The 22,483-nt window shown below is 62.0% G+C and carries 20 protein-coding genes; 17 read left to right on the top strand and 3 right to left on the bottom strand.

The annotated features are described in order from the left end of the window. Positions 1–11 precede the first annotated feature (11 nt). Genes tssE through B0G80_RS20330 form a run of 3 tightly spaced genes read right to left on the bottom strand, consistent with a single transcriptional unit; the run spans position 12 to position 1,986 of the window. Entirely contained in the window at positions 12–548 is a 537-nt protein-coding gene (gene tssE / locus B0G80_RS20340; RefSeq protein ID WP_116119179.1) for a type VI secretion system baseplate subunit TssE, read from the bottom strand. Then, positions 548–1,417: a type VI secretion system accessory protein TagJ gene (locus B0G80_RS20335; RefSeq protein ID WP_116119178.1), complete on the bottom strand. Its 870-nt coding sequence runs from the start codon at positions 1,415–1,417 to the stop codon at positions 548–550. The genes tssE and B0G80_RS20335 overlap by 1 nt, the downstream gene beginning before the upstream one ends. Then, entirely contained in the window at positions 1,414–1,986 is a 573-nt protein-coding gene (locus B0G80_RS20330; protein ID WP_181919992.1) for a TagK domain-containing protein, read from the bottom strand. The genes B0G80_RS20335 and B0G80_RS20330 overlap by 4 nt, the downstream gene beginning before the upstream one ends. A 729-nt stretch (positions 1,987–2,715) precedes the next feature. Here B0G80_RS20330 and tssH point away from each other — a divergent pair. The 17 genes from tssH to ureG all read left to right on the top strand — a co-directional run bounded on the left by tssH (position 2,716) and on the right by ureG (position 22,452). Then, the gene (tssH, locus tag B0G80_RS20325; protein WP_116119176.1) at positions 2,716–5,436 is read left to right on the top strand and encodes a type VI secretion system ATPase TssH; all 2,721 of its coding nucleotides are present in this window, start codon (positions 2,716–2,718) and stop codon (positions 5,434–5,436) included. Positions 5,437–5,472: 36 nt separating this feature from the next. Continuing rightward, positions 5,473–6,018: a type VI secretion system contractile sheath small subunit gene (tssB, locus tag B0G80_RS20320; RefSeq protein WP_116119175.1), complete on the top strand. Its 546-nt coding sequence runs from the start codon at positions 5,473–5,475 to the stop codon at positions 6,016–6,018. Positions 6,019–6,088: 70 nt separating this feature from the next. Then, positions 6,089–7,588 (top strand): type VI secretion system contractile sheath large subunit, encoded by a 1,500-nt coding sequence (gene tssC, locus B0G80_RS20315; protein ID WP_116119174.1) that lies wholly within the window; start codon positions 6,089–6,091, stop codon positions 7,586–7,588. Between the two features lie 32 nt (positions 7,589–7,620). Further along, a complete protein-coding gene (locus tag B0G80_RS45315) occupies positions 7,621–8,154 on the top strand; it encodes a L,D-transpeptidase (RefSeq protein WP_134140276.1) in 534 nt (177 codons plus the stop codon). Positions 8,155–8,203: 49 nt separating this feature from the next. Beyond that, the gene (locus B0G80_RS20310; protein ID WP_258878924.1) at positions 8,204–8,608 is read left to right on the top strand and encodes a hypothetical protein; all 405 of its coding nucleotides are present in this window, start codon (positions 8,204–8,206) and stop codon (positions 8,606–8,608) included. Between the two features lie 222 nt (positions 8,609–8,830). After that, complete coding sequence (locus B0G80_RS20305) at positions 8,831–9,313, top strand: type VI secretion system tube protein Hcp (protein ID WP_116119172.1); 483 nt, start codon at positions 8,831–8,833, stop codon at positions 9,311–9,313. Positions 9,314–9,384: 71 nt separating this feature from the next. Continuing rightward, positions 9,385–9,897, top strand: a complete 513-nt coding sequence (gene tssJ / locus B0G80_RS20300; protein WP_116119171.1) for a type VI secretion system lipoprotein TssJ — start codon at positions 9,385–9,387, stop codon at positions 9,895–9,897. 12 nt (positions 9,898–9,909) lie between these two features. Beyond that, a complete protein-coding gene (gene tssK / locus B0G80_RS20295) occupies positions 9,910–11,253 on the top strand; it encodes a type VI secretion system baseplate subunit TssK (protein ID WP_116119170.1) in 1,344 nt (447 codons plus the stop codon). A gap of 145 nt (positions 11,254–11,398) precedes the next feature. Continuing rightward, positions 11,399–12,646 (top strand): type VI secretion system protein TssL, long form, encoded by a 1,248-nt coding sequence (gene tssL / locus B0G80_RS20290; RefSeq protein ID WP_116119169.1) that lies wholly within the window; start codon positions 11,399–11,401, stop codon positions 12,644–12,646. Positions 12,647–12,674: 28 nt separating this feature from the next. Further along, positions 12,675–16,676, top strand: coding sequence for a type VI secretion system membrane subunit TssM (gene tssM, locus B0G80_RS20285; protein WP_116119168.1), 4,002 nt, complete (start codon positions 12,675–12,677; stop codon positions 16,674–16,676). A 378-nt stretch (positions 16,677–17,054) separates the two neighbouring features. Further along, a complete protein-coding gene (locus tag B0G80_RS20280; RefSeq protein WP_116119167.1) occupies positions 17,055–17,858 on the top strand; it encodes a transporter substrate-binding domain-containing protein in 804 nt (267 codons plus the stop codon). A gap of 174 nt (positions 17,859–18,032) precedes the next feature. Further along, positions 18,033–18,335, top strand: coding sequence for an urease subunit gamma (gene ureA / locus B0G80_RS20275; protein ID WP_106285882.1), 303 nt, complete (start codon positions 18,033–18,035; stop codon positions 18,333–18,335). 27 nt (positions 18,336–18,362) lie between these two features. After that, positions 18,363–18,668, top strand: a complete 306-nt coding sequence (locus B0G80_RS20270) for an urease subunit beta (protein WP_116119166.1) — start codon at positions 18,363–18,365, stop codon at positions 18,666–18,668. A gap of 58 nt (positions 18,669–18,726) precedes the next feature. Next, the gene (ureC, locus tag B0G80_RS20265) at positions 18,727–20,433 is read left to right on the top strand and encodes an urease subunit alpha (RefSeq protein WP_106285880.1); all 1,707 of its coding nucleotides are present in this window, start codon (positions 18,727–18,729) and stop codon (positions 20,431–20,433) included. A gap of 3 nt (positions 20,434–20,436) precedes the next feature. Further along, positions 20,437–21,120: an urease accessory protein UreE gene (gene ureE, locus B0G80_RS20260; protein ID WP_116119165.1), complete on the top strand. Its 684-nt coding sequence runs from the start codon at positions 20,437–20,439 to the stop codon at positions 21,118–21,120. Beyond that, a complete protein-coding gene (locus tag B0G80_RS20255) occupies positions 21,107–21,787 on the top strand; it encodes an urease accessory protein UreF (protein ID WP_116119791.1) in 681 nt (226 codons plus the stop codon). The genes ureE and B0G80_RS20255 overlap by 14 nt, the downstream gene beginning before the upstream one ends. Positions 21,788–21,798: 11 nt before the next feature. After that, complete coding sequence (gene ureG / locus B0G80_RS20250; protein WP_116119164.1) at positions 21,799–22,452, top strand: urease accessory protein UreG; 654 nt, start codon at positions 21,799–21,801, stop codon at positions 22,450–22,452. The last annotated feature ends 31 nt before the right edge of the window (positions 22,453–22,483 follow it).

Here is a 22,483-nt window from a genome sequence, read left to right as displayed (position 1 = left end):
ATGTCCTGTGGTCAACGAGCGGCTGCGTGCAGGCGGCTCGTTTCCAGGTCGAGCGAGCTTTGCACCATGAACTCGAGCGGATAGGGGTCCATGCGGATCATTCCGCGAATCTCGAACGCGAGGTGGTTGTAGCGACTCTGGCTATCGACATCCGTGAGGGGCACGACCTGCACGGTATGTGCAATCAGGCGTGGCTCGAAGTCGCGTATGGCGCCCCGTATCACCTGTTCGATCTTCGCCCATTTGTGCGACGCCATGAACGCGCCTGCGAGCGGCGGCACGCCAAAGTTGATGGTCGATGCGGCCGCGTATGAATGCCGCTTCCGATCGATCAGGTCTTCGATGCTGGTCGCGTTGAGCAGAAACGCAAGATCGCGCTGGATGATGTCGCGCATCTGCGCCCGGCTGACCGCATACTCGCCGGGTGCCTCGGTCTGCCGGTGCGGTGCGTCGTCGCGCAGCCGATCGAACAAGGTGGGCAGCAGCTGTGCATCGGCCTGGCGCGGCGCAGGCGCCGTTCGGTCCGGTTCATGACGTTTGCGGCTCATCACCGCACTCCTGCCGCCGCACCGGAGCGCGCGGCGCCGTCCACTGCGGCGGGACTAAACGAACAGTCAGCCAATTCGAACAGATCGAAATCGGCCACGCTTGTCGTCCAGGTCTTACGCCCGGATGCAATGACGGCCGTCCGCCCCGACTCATGCCAAACGGTCTCATGTCCGAGTTGCAGCGTTTCGCGCAGGACAGGAGGCTCATGGGCGGCGAGCGGGTAACGTGCCGGCATGAAGCCGCGCACCACCGCGCCGTCGATAAGCGACAGCGTGCACGGCGCCCACACGAGGTCGAGTAGCGTCGACGGCCTTTCGATCCGCCAACTGGCGAGCTCCGCCAGCGAAAGCCAGCGATAGCGCCCCGCGGTAATTAGCTCGCAGACCGGGCCTAGCCGCGAATCGCTGTCGCCGATCCACTCAAAGCGCTGATTCGAGGTTTGCCCGGGGACCAGCGGGGCGAGATCCAACGCGCGCTCCCGGGCGTCATCCGACGCGTTCTGTTGTCCCTGCGCGGACAGTTTGAGCGCACTGAGCATGCCATGTATCCACGCGGGCGCGTCGCCGAATACCCACCCCGGCTCCTGCTGCCCGGCCATGACTTTTGCGCGCCAGTGTTCTGCACGAACCAAGTCTCGACAGGCTTGCGCGACGGACGTCTGGGACGGTTCCAGTTGGGCAAAAACCTGGAGTTGCTGGACGGCCCGGGTCCACTGGCAGGTGATACATAGCCACTGGAACAGCATCCAGCGATGCGCGGCCGATGTCGGCTGACTACGAATGTTCGCTTCGACCATTTCGATCTGCGCTGCCGGCGAGCACTGGCGATCCTGGCTCGCGAAGACATCTTGTAGCGGTTGGGCGGTCATTCGTTGGACCCGTGGTGAACGTGAGTGTTCAGAGCGGCTAGCGGGCTGTCTATCGCGAGCGTGTGATGGTCCCGCCGCGCGACTGGCGGCGGCGCCATTCCCACGCGGCGTGCCGCCGACGCGTGATATTCGGCTGGTGCGAACAGGCGAAGGATTTCCGGCACCGCGTCCTGTCCGGCCAGATCCGTCACGCCGCCCTCGTGCAACGCATCGAAGGCTTCCTCGAGCACGTCGATGTCGGATAGCAGACTGTGGATTGAACTTAAATCATCCTCAGCGCGGGCTCGTTCACCCATCGCCTCTTTGCCCAATCCGGGTATCCCGTTTGCAGACGACCCGATCCATTCCGAGTTGGGCAGGAAGTACGGCGATTTGAGCGCTTGGTAATACTGTTCATTGAGCGTGGCGAGAAGATCGTCCCGATCGGTATTTGCCGACGCGCCCGGCCGCTCGTATGCCGACGTGTCGCACGCAGCGTTCGCCGACGAACCCAGCAACTCGAAGATAGCCTCGCTCGACTCCGGTGAGCAGTCGCTGCGATCCGGCCCAGCCAGCCCTTGACGTTCCATACGTGATTGCGCATGAACCTGCCCGCGTGAACCCAAGTGAATCCAAGACGGGTCACGATGCAGAGCACTCCGATCGGCGGTTGCGCGCGACGGCTTGCCAAGAACTTTGCGGAAGTAGGTATGAAATGTCATTGCCTGACGCCAAGCAGGTCTATGCCGATCCTGCACCCGTTATACCGAACAGAACTGATTAACGCATGACTACGCAGTTTATGTCCACCGTAAATTTCGGCAGCAATGTTTAAAAAATAGAGACTTAATTCGAGATAAATTAAGCGACAATCCAAAATATAAATAATCCGACATATATCAAGCACCAACAAGCCAGATTTATCCTACACAGAGGGAATTTTCAATCCAATGCGGGGAAATCTCCTAACACTAAAACAAGCCGAAATTCCACGCTAAAGACGATAGTTTTCAATGATTTAACTTACATTTTTATCTCAACAACTCTCAGAACAGGCTAACTCTACATTTGTTGACGATCAAAAAAGATTCACAAATGACAGGAAAATAAAAATCACCTGCACACATTGACTGATCCAAACTTCAAGTCCGATAATTCAAAAAACACCATTAAACGGAGGCGGGTTCGAAAAGCGCCAAGTTACATAAAGAAAGCGAAGCGTTTGACCGTATAAGACAATTCCCTTGAATAGCTTCCATTTCCACTTGTGCAGGCGAAATTCAAATCAGTTATCCTAATAAACCACACGCGACCAGTTCATGACGATTTCCCGCCAGGCACTCTTTGGCAAGCTCGGGGCCACACTTTTCCGCAGCATCGAATCCGCTACCGCGTTTTGCAAGCTGCGCGGCAACCCGTATGTGGAGCTTGTCCACTGGCTGCATCAATTGCTGCAATTGCCGGACAGCGACATGCACCGCATTGCCCGGCATGCGGGAATCGAACGTGCAACACTGGAACGCGATCTCGCACGGGCGCTCGCTGCCTTGCCCGCGGGCGCCAGTTCGATAAGCGACATCTCGCACCATATTGAACTGGCCGTCGAGCGAGCATGGGTGCTCGCCACGCTCGATTTCGGCGACCGCCGGATACGTGGCGCGTGGTTGCTTGCGGCACTGCTTGGCACGCCGGAACTGCGTCGGGTACTGCTTTCGGCTTCGCCCGCATTCGCACGCATCCCGGCCGATACGCCACGCGACGAACTGATTGCCTGGATCGACGGCTCGCCCGAGTCTTCCGACGCGCCGTACGACAACACGGACTTCTCCGCCGCGATGCCGGGCGAGGCTTCGCAGGCATTACCCGCAGGTTCGAAGCGCTCGCCAATCGAGCAGTACTGCAGCGACCTGAGCGCGCGAGCCGGCGCGGGTGAAATCGACATCGTGACAGGACGCGAGCAGGAGATTCGCACGATCATCGATATCCTGCTGCGCCGCCGTCAAAACAACCCGCTTCTGACTGGCGAGGCCGGCGTCGGCAAGACTGCTGTCGTAGAAGGGCTCGCACTTGCCATCGCCAATGGCGACGTACCGCCCGCGCTGGCCGACGTGCGGCTGATGACGCTCGACGTCGGTGCATTGCTGGCTGGTGCGAGTATGAAAGGGGAATTCGAGTCGCGGCTCAAAGGCGTGCTCGAAGCCGCGTTACGGTCCACGACACCCATCATTCTGTTCGTCGACGAAATCCACACGCTCGTCGGCGCGGGCGGTCAGGCCGGCACCGGCGACGCCGCCAATCTTCTCAAGCCGGCCCTCGCGCGAGGCGCGGTGCGCATGATCGGGGCGACAACCTGGTCGGAGTACAAGCGGCACATCGAAAAAGATCCCGCTCTCACTCGGCGCTTTCAGTTACTGCAGGTCGCCGAGCCGCAGGAAGCCGCAGCCATCGACATGGTGCGGGGACTGGCCGACACGTTTTCGAAGCACCACGGCGTGATTGTCCGAGACGAAGCGATCCGCGCCGCCGTTACCTTGTCCCATCGTTATATTCCTTCGCGGCAGTTGCCCGACAAGGCAATCGGTCTGCTCGACACCGCATGCGCACGCGTTGCGCTCTCACAGCATGCGCCGCCGCGCGAACTGCAAAGCGTGCGTCAACGACTTCAGGCGGCGCGCGTCGAGTGTCGCCTGCTCGAACAGGAGGCGCGTATCGGACTCCATGCGGAGGAGGCGCTGAGTGCCGCGAGGGCGCGCATCGGTACGCTCTCTGCGGAGGAAAGCGCAATCGACGCACATTGGCGGGCCCAGCTCGCAGCTGCACTGGCGTTAGCGAGCGCTCGCGACGCCATCCTTACCCAGCCCGATCCGGATCACGTCGATGTTGTGCCCTCCCTCGCGACACTCGGGCTGTTGGCGCACAGTCTCCGTGATCTTCAGGGTGAGACGCCACTAGTCTTCCCGGAAGTAGACGAAACGATCATCGCGGAAATCGTCTCGGACTGGACCGGCATTCCCGTCGGCCGCATGGTAACGAATGAAGTTGCGGCTGTGCGCGCCTTGCCCGAAACACTCGCCGCCCGCGTGATCGGGCAAAGCGATGCCTTGCGCCAGATCGGTGAGCGGGTGCAGACGGCGCGTTCGGGTCTTACCGATCCACGCAAGCCACTCGGCGTGTTTCTGCTGGCGGGGCCGTCCGGCGTTGGCAAGACGGAAACGGCGCTCGCACTGGCCGAAGCCCTGTATGGCGGCGAGCAGAACCTGATCACGATCAACATGAGCGAGTATCAGGAGGCGCACACGGTCTCCGGACTCAAGGGCGCACCACCCGGATACGTCGGCTACGGTGAAGGCGGCGTGCTGACAGAAGCCGTCCGCCGGCGCCCGTATGCGGTTGTTCTGCTCGACGAGATCGAAAAGGCGCATCACGACGTACATGAAATGTTCTTCCAGGTATTCGACAAGGGCTACATGGAAGACGGCGACGGACGCTACATCGACTTCTGCAATACCACGATTCTTTTGACCAGTAATGCCGGTTCCGAGTTGACGGCGAGCCTATGCGCGGACGCCACACTCGCGCCCGATCAGGACGCCCTGCGTGAAGCGTTAGTCCCGGAGTTGCTGAAAGTATTTCCCGCAGCCTTCCTCGGACGCGTGACCGTCGTGCCGTATCGCCCGCTGGTCCACGCGTCGCTCGCCAGCATCGTGCGTCTGCATATGAACCGTGTCGTGCGGCGTATGGCCGACAGTCATGGCATTGCTTTGCATTACAACGAGCAGGTGATCGACTACATCATCAGCCGCTGCCTCGTGCAGGAGACCGGCGCTCGGGTGTTGATCGGGTTTATCGAACAACACGTTCTACCGAGACTGTCCGCTCTCTGGCTCGACGCATTCTCGTCGAAGCGAGTCCTCTCGAGCATCGAAATCCACGTCGGCGACAGCAACGCCGCGCCCGCTGCCGCATTCGTCTTTGCATCAGCCAACAAGACGGCGGTCGCCGAGAGCATATCCCCGGTTTCTGTCGGCGAGACTCATTAAACCTGCCGGCCATTTCCCACGCTTACGGAGTCATGCATGTCCGTTTCAAACAGTTCGCAGAAGTTCATCGCGCGCAATCGTGCGCCGCGCGTCCAGATCGAGTACGACGTCGAGATCTACGGTTCCGAGAAAAAGGTGGAACTGCCATTCGTGATGGGTGTGCTCGCCGATCTGTCCGGCAAGCCGGTCGAACCGCTGCCGGCTGTCGCCGATCGCCGTTTCCTCGACATCGATATCGACAACTTCGACGAGCGCATGAAAGCGCTCAAGCCACGCGTCGCATTCGCAGTGCCCAATACGCTCACGGGCGAGGGCCAATTAATGGTCGACATGACATTCGAAAGCATGGAGGACTTCTCGCCGGCCGCCGTCGCCAGCAAGGTCGAGCCCTTGCATCGCCTGCTCGACGCGCGCACGCAACTGGCCAATTTGCAAACCTATATGGACGGCAAATCCGGCGCCGAAGCGCTCGTCAACAAGCTGCTGGCTGATCCGGCCCTGCTGAAAGCGCTCGCCGCCGTGCCGAAGCCGAAGGTTATCGACGAGACAGAACACAGCCATACCGACAAACCGTCGAACTGACCGCCACTGCTGGCGAAGGCGCACCGGCAAAAACGACTCAAGAACGACCCGAGAACCACAGAGACACACCATGACAACACAGCAGGTAAAGGCGACGGCAACCGCAACTGCCGCGCACTCACAGACAGACTTTTCGCAGTTGCTCGCGCAAGAATTTCGCCCCAAGACCGCTGCGGCTCGCGACGCCGTCGAATATGCGGTTCAAACGCTCGCCGAGCAGGCGCTGCAGCAGTCGATCATCATCAGCGACGACGCGTACAAGAGCATCGAAGCGATCATCGGGCAAATCGATCACAAGCTGTCGGAGCAGATCAACCTGATTCTCCACCACAACGATTTCCAGAAACTGGAATCGGCGTGGCGCGGTCTGCATCATCTGGTGTCGAACACCGAAACGGACGAGCGGCTGAAGATCCGCTTCATGGACGTTTCGAAAGAAGAACTGCGTCGCACGATGAAGCGATACAAGGGTCTCGCATGGGATCAGAGTCCGCTTTTCAAGCAGATTTACGAAGAAGAATATGGCCAGCTCGGCGGCGAACCGTACGGCTGCCTCGTTGCTGACTACTACTTCGACCACACACCGCCCGACGTCGACCTGCTCGGCTCGATTGCAAAAATCTCCGCAGCCGCGCATACGCCGTTCATCTCGGGGGCCTCGCCCTCGGTGCTGCAGATGGAATCGTGGCAGGAACTCGCCAACCCGCGCGATCTGACGAAAATATTCGCGCAAAATCTCGAATACGCGCCGTGGAATTCTCTGCGCAATACGGAAGATGCGCGTTATATCGGGCTCGCAATGCCGCGCTTCCTGTCGCGGCTGCCGTACGGCGCGCAGACGAACCCGGTCGATGAATTCGACTTCGAGGAAGACACCAACGGTCCCGATCACCGCAACTATGCGTGGGCCAACGCAGCGTACGCCATGGGCGTGAACATCAACCGGTCGTTCAAGCTGTATGGCTGGTGCTCGCTGATTCGCGGCGTCGAATCGGGCGGCACGGTCGAGAGCTTGCCGTGCCACACGTTCCCGACCGACGACGGCGGCATCGACATGAAGTGCCCGACGGAAATTGCAATCTCGGACCGTCGCGAAGCGGAACTGTCGAAGAACGGTTTTATTCCACTCGTGCACCGTAAAAACACCGACCACGCGACCTTCATCGGCGCCCAGTCGGTGCAGAAGCCCGCCGAATACCACGATCCGGATGCGACTGCCAACGCCAACCTGTCGGCGCGTCTACCGTATCTGTTTGCCTGCTCTCGATTCGCGCACTACCTGAAGTGCATTGTGCGCGACAAGATCGGGACGTTCCGCGAGCGTGAGGATATGCAGCGCTGGCTCAACGAATGGATCATGAACTACGTCGACGCAGACCCGGCGAATTCATCGCAGGAAACCAAAGCGCGTCGCCCACTGGCGGCGGCCGAAGTGGTCGTCGAGGATGTCGAAGGCAACCCCGGCTACTACCAGGCGAAGTTCTTCCTGCGCCCGCACTTCCAGCTCGAGGGACTCACGGTGTCGCTGCGTCTCGTTGCCCGGCTGCCTACCGTGAAGGAAGCGGCCTGATCGATCGCTGCCAGAACGCCGCCGGCCGCCGCGTGATCCAGCCGGCGGTCCCGGAGGTCATTCCCAATGCCTCGGCCATTAACAAAAAGGGTGTCTCTCAGATGTCTTCACTACGGTTTGATGGGCGTACACACCAGATTGCGCTAGTTGATTCTGCTGGCAATACGACCGGCACCTGGGCTGCGTACAACAACGTCGACAGTCATGCCACGATTCGTCATATTCAGAACGGCGTCTACACAGTCCAGGACAGGGTGATACCTCACCCTCACGCTGCGTCCGCCAATGGCCCCTATGGGCTACACGGCATTGTTCGCTTCAGCGTGCCCGGTCATCCCGGCATCGGCGTCCATTCGGGACGGGCCAACGCGACTCATTTGGCGGGTCCGCAACATCCGACCATGGGTTGCATCCGAACGACAGACGACGCAATGAATGCTATCGGCAATCTGATGAGAACGGACGCGCTGACCACCGTCGAAGTTGTCGGCAACGACAGCATGGGCGCGCACGCCGCGTCCCGGCGCAACCGTCACGCCAGCCTTCATGGGCACAGTCATGGTTAGACTTCCAATTCGTGGCGCTGTGTTCAGGCCGATCGCATGTCTCGTTACGGTGCTCGGTTTCCTGTCAATGTCATTGGCCTACGGTAAGGCTTGCACCGAACATGATGCAGTGGGTGCGGATGCGATGGTTGACAAGATCACGACCTGGAACGCGGCCAACGTCGCGTTCACGAAGTACGGACAGTGCGATGACGGCGACATCGCGGAGGGGTACTCGGAGGCAATTGCGCGACTACTGGTGGATCGGTGGAATACATTGCCGCGACTTGGTCAATTGATCAAGCGCAATCCATCGCTCAAAGGTTTCGTGCTGCGTCATATCGACAGCACGCTGGATACGGCCGACCTCGACAAAATCAAAGGGCTTTCCACGTCATCCTGTCCGTCGGGCATGGAAACGTTCTGCAAGGCGCTGACCCACGCCGTCTTGCAGACCGAACGGCCAACGAAATGAAGTAATGCGCCCGCCGCACCGTAGCCAACGCCACAGCCATCGCGGTGCGCGCGTGCACGCGTACGTCCGCACGCGGTACGCGCCTCGTCTGCGTAAAAAAAACGGTAGGTAGCCGAAGCGCCGCCAATACGCGGCGACATCCAGTGGCAAAGAGCATCGCTCATACGACGCGGCAGTCCCGCAACAAAGAGCAGTCTGTTTTTTCACTCACGGAGTTTTTAAATGGCACAGGACATTTTTATCAAGATCAACGGCATCGACGGCGAATCGCAGGATTCGGCGCACAAGAATGAAATCGAAGTGTCGAGCTGGGGCTGGCAAATCCTGCAGCAGTCGAACATGCACATGGGTTCGGGCGGCGGCGCGGGTAAGGCAACTGTCGAAGATCTGGCGTTCGAGCACCTGGTCGATCGTGCAAGCCCGAACCTGATGAAGTATTGCCTGACCGGCAAGCACATCGACCAAGCCGTGCTGACCGTGCGCAAGGCAGGCGGCAATCCGCTCGAATACCTGAAGATCACGATGAACGACGTCATCGTTACGCAGGTTCATCCGTCGGGCAGCAATGCTGACAACGGCATCCGTGAACAAGTGCGCCTGTCGTTCGCGAAGGTCAAGCAGGAATACGTCGTGCAGAACGCCCAGGGCGGCAGTGGTGGCGCCGTGACGGCAGGCTACGACATCAAACTCAACAAGGAAGCGTAAGCGCTCTTGTCTTGCGAGGTCCGGCGTGCGCGCCGGACCCTATAACGCCCCACTTCCCCTGTTCACTGCCGATGCGCCCGTCCACTCACGTCGTCGCACTTATCTGCGTGCTCGGACTCACCGCATGCGCGAGCAACGATCCCAAAGCCGTTCATGAACCCGTGAAGCTCGACCTGTCGATAACCGCCTCATCGAGCGTCAATCCCGATGACCAGAAACGCGCCGCGCCGATCGTGGTGCGCATTTACGAATTGAAAAACGCCGACGCGTTCACTGCCGCCGACTTTTTCTCGCTGCAGGACAAGGACAAGACCGTGCTCGCCGACGACCTCGTCGTGCGCGAGCAGTTGCAGCTTCGCCCGGGAGAAAACAGGACTATCCAACGCAACGCCGATCAGGCCACGACCGCACTAGGTGTCGTCGCGGCCTACCGCGATCTGCCGAACTCCGTGTGGCGCGCCACCTGGACACTGCCGTCATCGCCACCGGCTGCGTGGTACCGGATCGCGCCGAAACTGAAGCTGACGATCAATCTCGATACCAGTGCGATCCGGATCACCGACGCACAAAAACAAAACAAGTAATGGACCACACGCATGAGTTGGTATAACAAGGTCACCTGGAGTGAAGGTCTGTTCCTGCGCCCTCAGCTTTTCCAGCAGCAGGAACGCTACCTCGAACATTTCGCTCACAAGCGCGCGGCGCCACTTTCGCCCTTTTTCTTCGGCTTCTCTCACTACGCAATCGACAATGAAGCGCTCGCGCTCGGCAAAGTAATCCTGAAGTCCGCCAACGGCGTATTCGCCGACGGCACGCCCTTCGATACGCCAGGCAACACGCCGCCGCCCGCACCGCTGACGGTACGCCCGGAGCATCTGGACCAGGTCATCCATCTTGCCGTGTCGATTCGCGTGCCCAACGCGGAAGAAACCAGCTTCGACGAGTCCTCCCATTCGCTCGCCCGCTATGCCGTGTTCGACACGGACTTGCGCGATACAAACTCGATCGGACAGGGTCCGAAAGCCGTTCAACTATCCAACCTGCGGCTGCGACTGGTGCCGCAGAAAGAGATGACCGACGCGTGGATCGGTCTACCGTTGACGCGAGTCAAGACGCTTCGCGCTGACGGCAGCATCGAACTCGACGATACGCTGGTCCCGCCGGTGTCGGGCTATGGCGCCAACGCGCTGCTCACGAGCTGGCTGGCGAAGGTCCACGACCTCACGCGCCTGCGTGCGGATGCGCTCGCCAAACGGCTGACCGGGAGCGACGGCCAGGCCGGCACGGTTGCGGAGGTCTCGGATTATCTGCTGCTGCAAACGCTCAACCGCTACGAACCGCTGTTGCAACACCTGCGCCGGGTTCCGACCACCTCCCCCGTCGATCTCTACGCGCTCCTGCTCAGCATGGCTGGAGAACTCTCGACCTACGTGCGTCCGCAGACGCGCCGGCCGCTCGAAAGCCATCCGCCGTATCAACACATCGAGCCGCATCTGTGCCTGAAGCCCGTGGTCGACGACACACACTGGCTGCTCAACGCGGTCCTCGTACGCAGTGCGCAAAGCATTCCGTTTACCGACGCGGGATATGGCATGCGCAACGCGGTGGTCGATCCGGCGGAGATTCGCAGTTTCAGTTCGCTGGTCCTCGCCGTGTCGGCCCAGATGCCGCCGGACACGCTGGTCCAGCAATTCGCCATGCAGGCCAAGATGGGACCGTCCGAACGTCTGCCGGATCTGGTGCGCTCGCGCCTGCCGGGCATTGCGCTTCAGGCGCTGCCCGTGCCGCCGCGGCAGATTCCATTCAACGCCGGCTATGTGTACTACGAACTCGCGCGTACGGGCCCGCTGTGGGAGACCGTTGCGCAGCATGGTGGCATTGCGCTGCATGTGGCGGGTGATTTCCCCGCACTCAGGCTGGAACTGTGGGGCGTGCGCTGATAAGCCGTGACTCACCGGAAAAGAGGAGCGCTTCCGTAGAAGCGCCCGTTCATCATCGCATCAGGGAAACACAGTGAATCCAGACCGAGGACTGCCTTCTTTCGGTACAGCTTTCGCGCCCGACGGCCGCGCTACGTCCGCCGGCATGGAGAAAAAAGCTGGCGACTCCGCGTCCGGCGCGAAGCCCGAACTGCCGGCCACGTTGCTCGCCAGCATCCCCGCCGGTGAACCGCAGGCCACCCGCCTGCAGGCCGTGGAGGACGCGATCAATCCGCTGCTGGAAGCCGCGCGCCCGTTGCTGCGCGCGCTTGCCGACATGCCCGACAATCTGGATCTGACGGCCATCGATCAGCTTCACCTGCTGCTCAAACAGGAGGTGCGCATCTTCCAGCGACTGTGCGAGCAAGCGAATATCAGACGCGATCACATGATCGGCGCGCGTTACTGTCTGGCCACGGCGCTCGACGAGGCCGCCGGAAAGACCGTTTGGGGTCAACGCGAAACCGGCGTCGAATGGCTTCGCAAAGGCTTGGCCACCGAATTCCACGAGGACCGTCAAGGCGGCGACAAGGTCTATCTGCTGATCGGACGGCTGATGAACGAGCCGCGCGAGCATCTCGACCTGCTCGAAGTGATCTATCGGATCCTGAGCCTCGGCTTCATGGGCCGCTATCGCCATGAAGCCGACGGCGCTCGCAAGCATGATTCCGTGCGCCAACGGCTCTACAACGAGATCCAGACGCAGCGCGGGGTCGTGCCGATCGCGCTGTCGCCGCGAGTGCAATCGGACGCCCGCGGACGGCGCCTGTCTGTCTACGACTTTCCGGTCTGGATCACGTTTGCCGTTCTCGGGCTGATCCTGCTCGGCCTGTTCGGCTGGTTCAAATACCATCTGCTCGACCACAGCGCGGATGTCGAAAAGCAGATTATCGATATCGGCCATCTGACACCGCCGCCGGCCCCACGGCTGCCGCATCTCAAGGAACTGTTGAAGAACGAAATCGCGGCCGGCACAGTCAGCGTCGATGAAGACACACGCCACAGTTCGGTGACATTCCGCGGTGACTCGATGTTCGCGCCAGGCGGCGCCAACGTCAACGCGTCGATGGGACCGCTGATCGCGAAGATCGCAAACGAAGTCGGCAAAGTACCGGGTAAGGTCACGGTCACCGGTTATACCGACAATCTGCCGATCAGGAGCCGCCAGTTCGCATCGAACGATGCGCTCTCCGAAGAGCGCGCAACCCAGGTCATGCAGATGTTGCAAGCATCGGGTGTGGCTGCGGCACGGCTCGAGGCCATCGGCGGCGGCGAGGCGAATCCCATTGGCGACAACGCAACGGCGCAAGGCCGCGCGCAGAACCGCCGCGTAGAAATCACGGTCACCCCCTGATCAATATCATGCCCATCGGGACTCAAGGATGAAGAAGTTGTCGTTTCTGGTATCGCGCTGGTTCCTCGCATTCCTCGCGCTGTTGGTCCTCGGACTGGTGATCTGGTTTTTGGGGCCGTTCGTCGCGTTCGGCGGCCTCAAGCCTCTTGTTAGCGTCGGCATGCGCGTCCTCGTGATCGCGCTGCTGCTCGTGAGCGCACTGCTTTGGCTCAAGGGCTGGTCGACCGGCGTGGTGTTCGGAGCGCTGCTGTGCCTGCTGGTCTGGTACGCAGGGCCGCTGTTGAGCTTCGGGCATGCCGCGCCGCTGACATCTGTCGCGGCGCGCGTGATCGCCATTGCCGTCGTGCTGGCGCTTCTGGCCGCGTTCGGTCTGTACTGGCTCTGGCAGAAAATGCGCAGCGACGAAGCGTTCCTAAAAAAGGCGCTGACGTTCGGCGGCAAGAAAGAGGCGCCGCCGGCCGCTGGCAGACTCAAAGAGGTCGAGGCTCGCATCAACGCCGCGCTCGCCCGGCTGAAGTCCATGCGCACGGGCGCGCGAGGCGTGGGGCGGCTCTTCCAGGGCACGCGGTATCTGTACGAACTGCCCTGGTTCATCGCGCTCGGCTCGACCTCCTCCGGCAAGACAAGTGCATTGCTGAACGCTGGACTGGCGTTCCCGATTGGCGGAGCGATGCCGCGAACGGCTGGCGCATCTGTCAGCACGAAAAATATTGACTGGTGGCTGTCGAACGACGCCGTTCTGATCGATACCGCCGGCCACTACACTCGACATGGCGCATCCACCCAATCATTGCCCGTGATTGCCGACAACCGCGCAGACAACGCCGAGAAAAACGCCGGCCACGACACACCGGCAACTCAGCAAACGAACGCTGCAGTCGATGATGCCGACTGGCGTCGGCGTGTCGACGAAGACGAATGGCATGGTTTCCTCGACCTGCTTCGCCGTCACCGCCCGCGCGCGCCGATCAACGGCGCCGTGCTCGCAATAAGCCTCGACATACTGACGGCCTCCGACCCCGCGGTGCGCGCGACCGAAGCGGACCTGCTGCGCGAACGGCTGGCCGATTTGCGCGCCCGGCTGGGCATCCGCTTCCCGGTGTACCTGATGATCACGCAAATGGACCGCTTGTCCGGGTTCGCCGATTATTTCGGCTCGCTGACCGAGGAACATCGCGCGCAAATGTGGGGATTCACGCTCCCGGTCAGTGGCCAATCGGCCCGGAGCAACCTCGCCGTTGCCTGCAGCGCAGAACTCAGGCAGCTTGTCACGCGTCTCGCCGGCGGCGTGAACACACGGCTGGAAGACGAGTACGACATCGAGCGCCGCCGGCGGCTCGCGGCACTGCCGGAAGCGTTCGCCGCGCTCTGCGTTCCGCTTGCCGAGTTGCTGGGGCAACTGTTCATCGATTCGCGTTACGACGATACGCAAAATCACACGATGCTGCGAGGCGTCTATTTCACGAGTGCGTTGCAGGCAGGGCAAACTGTCACTGCTGAACCGCTCACGGTCGTGCAGCGTCTGATGGCGGGGCGCAGTCGCCTGTTCTCGGCGGACGCGGCGCGGCCCGCCGCGAACCATAGCTACTTTTTGCACGATCTGTTCACGAAGGTCGTCTTTCCCGAAGCGCATCTGGTGCGTCCCAATCTGCGCTGGGAGTACCGTTTCCGCCTGTTACGGCTGCTCGGGCATACGCTCGGCCTCGTATTGTTCGTCTGGCTCGCAATGGGCATGCGTGTGAGCTTCGGCAACAACACCGACTATCTGGATGCGATCGCGCGCAAGACCCAGGCACTCGCGGCCAAGGTCGCGCAGCTTTACCGCGAGCCCAAACCGGAAGCCGTGCCGGACACGTTGGGCGAGGCGCGCTACCTGCCGACCTGGACAGGACTGGATCTGTCGGATCCTGACAGCCGCTTTCGCTATGGCCTCTACAGCGCGCCGGGTGTCGTCGAGACGAGCCGCGACATCTATCGCGCGCTTGAGGACAACCTGCTGCTGCCGTCCATCGTCCATCGTCTGGAAGACGTCATTGCTCAGTCGATGGCGAACAAGGATGCCAAAGCAACCTACGACGCGTTGCGCGTCTACTTGATGCTGTATGACAAGGCCAGGTTCCACTCGACCGACGTCAAGGCCTGGGTACTCGACGACTGGGCAAAAAATGACAGCGCGTCGATCTTCGGTGGACGAGCTTCCATGATCGAACACGTCGAGCAGTTATTTTCCGGTGAGCGTATCGTTCAGTCGCCGCTGATCCGCAACGACGGCTTGATCCTGCAAGCCCGCGCATTTCTCGACGGCAGCAATGCCACGCAGCGGCTCTACGAGCGCGCGAAGGCGGACATGCAGAAGGAGGCGCCCGACGAGTTCACGCTGCTTCGCGCGGTCGGACCGCAGGCCGGCACGGTGTTCACGCGCGCAAGCGGCGCGCCGCTCTCTCGCGGCGTGCCGGGCCTTTTCACGTTCGACGGATACCGGAACCTGTTCGACAAGCGGCTGCCGGAGTTCGTCCAGGCAGCGCGCGACGACGACGCCTGGGTCATGGGACGTTCGTATCTTGGCGAGGCTCAAAAAAAAACGGCTGAAATCGTGAGCACGGTAACGAGCGCCGACGATCCGCTGACGGAAGCCATTCGCCGGCTCTATCTGACCGAATACGCGCAGCAGTGGGACGCTTTCCTCGGCGATATCCGCACGGTCGCCGGTACGAGCCTCGCCTTCAATCTGCAGGTGCTGCGCCAGTTCGCAGCACCCGATTCGCCGCTGGCGCGCCTTGCTCGCGCATCCGTGCATGAAACGACGCTCACCCAGTCGATCGCGGCCGCCAATGGTTCTCTGCTGCAGAAAACGTCCGACCAGTTCAGTCAGAAAGTGGATAAGGCGCTGGGCATCCGCGCGGAAGAACGCGTCGAGCGCGAACTGGTGGACGGCCATTTCGCCGCGCTGCGCGAGATGGTCACAGGCAGCGCCGACACTTCGGCCGCCGATGCGCCGGCAACCGCCCAGGCCGGCAAGACAGGTCTCGACGGCGTAACGAGCCTGCTCAACGATTACTACACCACACTGACGGTCGCGGATAACGCGATCGCAAACAACAGCATGCCGCCCGCCAGCGATGCCGCGGCGAAACTGAAAATGGCAGCCAACACCACGCCGGCGCCATTTCGCGAGGTGTTGCTCGGCCTCTCGGTACAGGGCTCGCGCGAAGTCAATCAGGGCATCGGCCAACTGCTTTCGCGGCAGATGCAGGCCGTGGTCAGCGATACCTGCCGAATGACCGTGGAGGGCAACTATCCTTTTGCGCCAGACAGTCCGCGCGACGTGAGTGTCGACGACTTCACACGCGTATTCGCACAGGGCGGCGTGATCGACGACTTCTTCACGAAGAACCTCGCACCGTTCGTCGATACCTCGGCGAAGCCGTGGCGCTACAGAACGCTGCCGGGCGCCACGGAGCCCGTACAGGGCCCCGACCTCGAACCATTCCGGCATGCGAGGCAAATCCGCGACGTGTTCTTCGGCGACCAGGGCAAGCAACTTCTTTGGAAAACCGAAATCCGCGTGCCCGAACTCGATCCGACCGTGACGACACTGGCGATCGACATAGATGGTCAAAGCATGTTGTATCAACATGGGCCCGTCGCACCATTTGCGGTGAGCTGGCCCGGGCCGCGCGGCGGGGTGCACGCCGAAATGACCGCGAGTCCGCGCATTCGCCCCGAAACTTCGACGATCGCGGCGGACGGCCCCTGGGCGCTCATGCGTCTGTTGCGCAAGGGGCAGATCGTCCAAACGGCTACGCCCGGGCGCACGCGCGTCGAATTCGATTTCGACGGGCGCAAGGCAGTACTCGATATCACCGGTGCGGGCAGCGTCGCCAACCCGCTGACCAGCGATGTGCTCACCGCTTTCCGTTGCCCCAACTCAATGTCGATGTTCAGCCTGCCCGACAGCGGTCCGCCGCCCGGCTTGCCCTCGGCGACGCCGGTTTCCGCTGCGGCCGACGGCGGTCGCATTCCTCGTTGATATCTACGCGAGCCGTCGGCACACCTAGGAATATGCCCGGCCAGTCATGCATATTCGCAAAGCAAAGTCGAACGCCATTCAAAACGCGCAGATCGCACGCAACGCATTCACGTCATTCATCCAGTCGTCCGGCGCAGCTGAACGAGGAGAAAGATCCGGTGCGTTTCGTGTGTCTCGCGCCGGAGTCAGTCACCCGCGCAAAACCAGCAACGCACCAATCCGGCGCATTGCAATGCATCAAGTCTGTGCATCGGGACTGCGCACGCCTTGCCAGCCCAAGCCCGACCGCTTTGGCATGCACCTTGCTCTGCTCCTTCCCACGATACTGCCGCGTCCCGACGGCAGCCGACCGCTCGTCGCCACCACCGCTCACAGAACATGACCCGATCGACTCTTCGCCCCGCGCGTCGCGCGTGGCTCGCCGCACTGTTGCTCTCGCCCGTCCTCGCCGTCACCGCGCCCGCCGCTCACGCGGACACGCTCGATAACATCGCCAAAGCCGGTGTGCTCAAAGTCGCCGTGCCGGAAGACTATCCGCCGTTCGGCTCAGTGGGCGCGGACATGAAGCCGCAGGGCTACGACATCGACACCGCCGCCCTGCTCGCGAAGTCGATGAACGTGAAGCTCGAACTCGTGCCGGTCAATAGCGCCAACCGCATTCCGTATCTGCAAACGGGCAAGGTCGACCTGGTGATCTCGTCGCTCGGCAAGACGCCGGATCGCGAGAAGGTGATCGATTTTTCGACCGCCTATGCGCCGTACTACCAGGGCGTGTTCGGTCCCGCCGACATCAAGGTTAGCGGCCCCGCCGATCTGACCGGCAAGACGGTCGGCGCAACCCGCGGCGCGCTCGAGGAAATCGGTCTCACGCAAATGGCGCCGAACGCGACCATCAAGCGCTTCGAGGATAACAACGCGACCATCGCCGCGTTCCTGTCGGGCCAGGTGCAGTTGATCGCCGCGGGCAACATCGTCGCGGCCGCGATCCTCGCGAAGAATCCGCCGCGCCGCCCGGAGCCGAAGTTCGTCATCAAGAATTCGCCGTGCTTCGTCGGTATGAACAAGAACGAGCCACGCCTGCAGCAGAAAGTGAACGCCGCCATCGCGCAGGCGAAGCAGGACGGCACGCTCAACACGATGTCGAAGAAGTGGTTCAGCGCGCCGCTGCCGGCCGATCTGTAAGCGCGCCGTTAGCCGAACTTGATACCGTGACCGGCTTATCCGGCATTGCACTCGTCATGGACGCATCCCGTGCGGCGCACGCGATCCCGGCCATGACACGCAGCGCCAATCATTGTCGTGGCCGGCCCCTCCCGGACCGTCGCAACGAACGTCACAACCCTACGCACTCATTCGATGAAGCTGACACCTCGCGAGAAGGACAAGCTGCTGATCTTCACCGCCGCGCTGCTTGCCGAACGGCGCCGCGCGCGCGGCCTCAAACTGAACTATCCGGAAGCCATCGCCTTCATCACCGCCGCGCTGATGGAAGCGGCCCGCGACGGCAAAACCGTCGCCGAAGTGATGCACTACGGCACCACGCTGCTCACCCGCAACGACGTCATGGAAGGTGTGGCGGAAATGATTCCCGACATCCAGGTCGAAGCCACGTTCCCCGACGGCACCAAACTCGTCACCGTTCATCACCCGATCCCCTGATCACTGCAATCACATAAGGCAGGCTAGATGATTCCCGGCGAACTCCTCATCGACGACGGCGAACACGAACTGAACGCGGGCCGCGCCACCGTCACGGTGGTCGTGTCGAATACCGGCGACCGTCCGGTGCAGATCGGCTCGCACTATCACTTCTACGAAGTGAACGAGGCGCTCTCGTTCGATCGCGACGTCGCGCGCGGCTTCCGGCTGAACATCGCGGCGGGCACCGCCGTGCGCTTCGAGCCCGGCCAGGAGCGCACCGTCGAGCTGGTCGAACTGGTGGGCGATCGCGTCGTCTACGGCTTCAACGGCAAGGTGATGGGCAAGCTGTGAGGCCCCCCTGCCTCTTTGCACGCGCCCAGATCGCCCTGTTCATTTCCGGACCCACACCATGACCTTACGCATTGGCCGCCGCGCATACGCGGAAATGTTCGGCCCCACCGCCGGCGACCGCGTGCGCCTCGCCGACACCGAATTGCTGATCGAAGTCGAGCGCGACTTCACCACCTACGGCGAAGAAGTGAAATTCGGCGGCGGCAAAGTGATTCGCGACGGCATGGGCCAGTCGCAACGCGTGCATGCCGAGGTGGTCGATACCGTCGTCACGAATGCCGTGATTCTCGATCACTGGGGCATCGTCAAAGCCGATATCGGCATCAAGGACGGCCGCATCGCCGCAATCGGCAAAGCGGGCAATCCCGACATTCAGCCGAACGTGACGATCGCGATCGGCGCCTCCACCGAAGTGATCGCGGGCGAAGGCCTGATCGTGACGGCCGGCGGCATCGACACGCATATTCACTTCATCAGCCCGCAGCAGATCGAAGAGGCGCTCGCGAGCGGCGTGACCACGATGCTCGGTGGCGGCACCGGTCCGGCCACGGGCACCAACGCGACCACTTGCACACCGGGTCCGTGGCATCTCGAACGCATGCTACAAGCGGCGGACGGTTATCCGATGAATCTCGGCTTTCTCGGCAAGGGCAACGTGAGTCTGCCGCAGCCGGCACTGGAGCAGATCGCCGCGGGCGCGATCGGTTTGAAGCTGCATGAGGACTGGGGCACGACGCCCGCCGCGATCGACAACTGCCTCTCAGTCGCCGACGATACCGACACGCAGGTCGCGATTCACACTGACACGCTGAACGAAGCCGGTTTCGTCGAAGCGACCGTGGCCGCGTTCAAGGGCCGCACGATTCACACGTATCACACGGAAGGCGCGGGCGGCGGCCACGCGCCGGACATCATCAAGGTATGCGGCGAAGCGAACGTGCTGCCCTCCTCGACCAATCCGACGCGCCCGTACACCGTCAATACGCTCGAAGAGCATCTCGACATGCTGATGGTGTGCCACCACCTGGACCCGTCGATTGCCGAAGACATCGCGTTCGCCGAATCGCGCATTCGCCGCGAGACCATTGCCGCCGAAGACATCCTGCACGACCTCGGCGCGCTGTCGATGCTGTCGTCGGACTCGCAGGCGATGGGCCGCGTCGGCGAGGTGATCATCCGCACCTGGCAGACGGCGCACAAAATGAAGGTGCAACGCGGTGCACTGCCTGAAGACAACGCGCGCCACGACAACTTCCGTGCGAAGCGCTACGTCGCCAAGTACACGATCAATCCGGCGATCACGCACGGCATTGCGCACGAGGTCGGCTCGATCGAGCCGGGCAAGTGGGCCGACCTGGTGTTCTGGGAGCCGGCGTTTTTCGGCATCAAGCCGTCGCTGATCCTCAAGGGCGGCATGATCGCCATGGCGCAAATGGGCGACCCGAACGCGTCGATTCCGACGCCGCAGCCGGTGCATTATCGCGAGATGTTCGCCACACGCGGCGGCGCCCTGGGACGCACGTCGCTGACCTTTGTCTCGCAGATGGCCGCCGATGCGGGCGTCGGCGAACGCTACGGCCTGAACAAGCGTATCGTTGCGGTCAGGAACTGCCGCAACATTTCGAAGGCAGACATGATCCACAATGCGTGGCGTCCGGCGATCAGTGTCGATCCGGAAACCTATCAGGTGATTGCCGACGGTCAGTTGCTGACCTGCGAACCGGCCACCGTGCTGCCAATGGCGCAACGCTACTTCCTGTTCTAGCCCATGCGCACCATCGACAAACTTATCGCGCCGCATCTGAAGCTCGCGCCCGTGCTGGTCAAGCGCGCGCCGACGCTGACACTGGCGTTCGACGATCGCCGCAAGAGCCGGCTCGCGGCCACGCTCGATAACGGCGAAGAAGTCGCGCTGCTGTTGCCGCGCGGCACCGTGCTGCGCGACGGCGACGTTCTGGTCGCCGACGACGGCGGCCTCGTACGCGTCGTCGCCGCGCCGGAAACGGTGCTCTACGTGCGCGCGAAAAACGCGTTAACTCTGACTCGCGCCGCTTATCACCTCGGCAACCGCCACACGCCAGTGGAAGTCGGCGCCGATTACCTGAAGCTCGAATACGATCCGGTGCTGGCCGACATGCTCAAGCGCATCGGCGCGAGCGTCGATCAGGTTTCGATGCCGTTCCAGCCGGAGTCCGGCGCGTATGGCGGCGGCCACAAGCATGGCCACGACGAAACCTTCGCCGAAGACTATGCGCTCGTGCAACAGGTGTTCGGCGAACATCATGGACATGAGCATGGTCACGACCATGAGCATAGCCACGCGGCGCAGGGTCATTCGCATTCGCACGGTCATGACCACGGCCATGAGCATGGGCACGATCACGATCACGACGATCACGTCCACGACGAATCGTGCGGCCACGGGCATCACCACCATCATGCGCATCGCTGAACTGACGGCGCTGCTGCACCTTGCGTCGCCGGCGCTGCCGATCGGCGCATTCAGCTATTCGCAGGGTCTGGAAGCCGCCATCGAAGCGCAACTGATCACCGACGCCGACTCCGCCCGCGACTGGATCGCCAGCGGCTTGACCGACGTGCTCGCGCACGGCGAACTGCCGTTCCTCGCGCATCAGATGGAACGCTGGCGCACGCATGACGCTTCGGCCCTCGCGCAGGCCAACAGCGAATTCCTGGCGAGCCGCGAATCCGCGGAACTGCGCCGCGAAACGGAGCAGATGGGCTGGTCGTTGCGGCAGTTGTGCGTATCGCTCGAATGGGGCGACGCCGAGCGGCGCACGACGCTCGCCTCGCTGACGCCGCTCGCTCAACCCACGGCGTTCGCTTTCGCCGCCTACGCGCACGACGCCGCCGTCGACGCCGCGCTCGCCGCCTACGCCTTCAGCTGGGTGGAGAACCAGGCCGCCGCCGCGTTGAAGGCCGTGCCGTTGGGACAGCTCGCCGGTCAACGCATCATCGTCGCTTTGCGCGAGCCGATCGATGCTGCCGTCACGCGCGCCATGGCCACGTCGCCCGAGAACATCAACACTTTCGCGCCGCAACTCGGCATTCTTTCGGCGCGTCACGAGTCGCAGTATTCGCGGCTCTTTCGCTCATAAAACGATCCATCATGAACGCACTTCATCAGCCCGCCCACTCGTCCGTCCGCACGAAAAAACTGCCGCCGCTGCGCGTGGGCGTCGGCGGCCCGGTCGGCTCGGGCAAAACCACGCTGCTCGAAATGCTCTGCAAGGCGATGCGCGAACAGTACGACCTCGTCGCCATCACCAACGACATCTATACGAAAGAAGATCAGCGTCTGTTGACCGTGGCGGGCGCGTTGCCGGCCGAACGGATCATGGGCGTCGAAACGGGCGGCTGTCCGCACACGGCGATTCGCGAGGATGCCTCGATCAATCTGGAAGCGGTCGACCGCATGCTGACGCGTTTTCCCGATGCGGATATCGTGTTCATCGAATCGGGCGGCGACAACCTCGCCGCGACGTTCAGTCCGGAATTGTCGGATTTGACGATCTACGTGATCGATGTGGCGGGCGGCGAAAAGATTCCGCGTAAAGGCGGGCCCGGCATTACGAAGTCCGATTTGCTGGTGATCAACAAGACGGACCTCGCGCCGATGGTCGGCGCGAACCTCGAGGTGATGGCGTCGGACGCGAAGAAGATGCGCGGCGAGCGGCCCTTCGTGATGTGCAATCTGAAGGCGCTCGACGGGTTGGAGGTGGTGGTGAAGTTTATTGAGGAGAAGGGGTTGTTGAAGGTTTGAGGCGGGCGAGCGAGCACGACACGTTTCGCCT

This window comes from Paraburkholderia sp. BL6669N2 (assembly GCF_003387275.1).
Lineage (GTDB): Bacteria > Pseudomonadota > Gammaproteobacteria > Burkholderiales > Burkholderiaceae > Paraburkholderia.
This window is presented reverse-complemented; position numbering and strand designations above follow the sequence as displayed.

Coding starts and splice junctions, on each gene's coding strand:
- ureA (WP_106285882.1), top strand. CDS start 18,033: ATGAAGCTGACACCTCGCGAGAAGGACAAGCTGCTGATCTTCACCGCC.
- tssE (WP_116119179.1), bottom strand. CDS start 548: ATGAGCCGCAAACGTCATGAACCGGACCGAACGGCGCCTGCGCCGCGC.
- B0G80_RS20270 (WP_116119166.1), top strand. CDS start 18,363: ATGATTCCCGGCGAACTCCTCATCGACGACGGCGAACACGAACTGAAC.
- ureE (WP_116119165.1), top strand. CDS start 20,437: ATGCGCACCATCGACAAACTTATCGCGCCGCATCTGAAGCTCGCGCCC.
- ureG (WP_116119164.1), top strand. CDS start 21,799: ATGAACGCACTTCATCAGCCCGCCCACTCGTCCGTCCGCACGAAAAAA.
- tssJ (WP_116119171.1), top strand. CDS start 9,385: ATGCGCCCGTCCACTCACGTCGTCGCACTTATCTGCGTGCTCGGACTC.
- B0G80_RS20280 (WP_116119167.1), top strand. CDS start 17,055: ATGACCCGATCGACTCTTCGCCCCGCGCGTCGCGCGTGGCTCGCCGCA.
- B0G80_RS20255 (WP_116119791.1), top strand. CDS start 21,107: ATGCGCATCGCTGAACTGACGGCGCTGCTGCACCTTGCGTCGCCGGCG.
- B0G80_RS20330 (WP_181919992.1), bottom strand. CDS start 1,986: ATGGAACGTCAAGGGCTGGCTGGGCCGGATCGCAGCGACTGCTCACCG.
- B0G80_RS20305 (WP_116119172.1), top strand. CDS start 8,831: ATGGCACAGGACATTTTTATCAAGATCAACGGCATCGACGGCGAATCG.
- tssB (WP_116119175.1), top strand. CDS start 5,473: ATGTCCGTTTCAAACAGTTCGCAGAAGTTCATCGCGCGCAATCGTGCG.
- tssH (WP_116119176.1), top strand. CDS start 2,716: ATGACGATTTCCCGCCAGGCACTCTTTGGCAAGCTCGGGGCCACACTT.
- tssC (WP_116119174.1), top strand. CDS start 6,089: ATGACAACACAGCAGGTAAAGGCGACGGCAACCGCAACTGCCGCGCAC.
- B0G80_RS20335 (WP_116119178.1), bottom strand. CDS start 1,417: ATGACCGCCCAACCGCTACAAGATGTCTTCGCGAGCCAGGATCGCCAG.
- ureC (WP_106285880.1), top strand. CDS start 18,727: ATGACCTTACGCATTGGCCGCCGCGCATACGCGGAAATGTTCGGCCCC.
- tssK (WP_116119170.1), top strand. CDS start 9,910: ATGAGTTGGTATAACAAGGTCACCTGGAGTGAAGGTCTGTTCCTGCGC.
- tssL (WP_116119169.1), top strand. CDS start 11,399: ATGGAGAAAAAAGCTGGCGACTCCGCGTCCGGCGCGAAGCCCGAACTG.
- tssM (WP_116119168.1), top strand. CDS start 12,675: ATGAAGAAGTTGTCGTTTCTGGTATCGCGCTGGTTCCTCGCATTCCTC.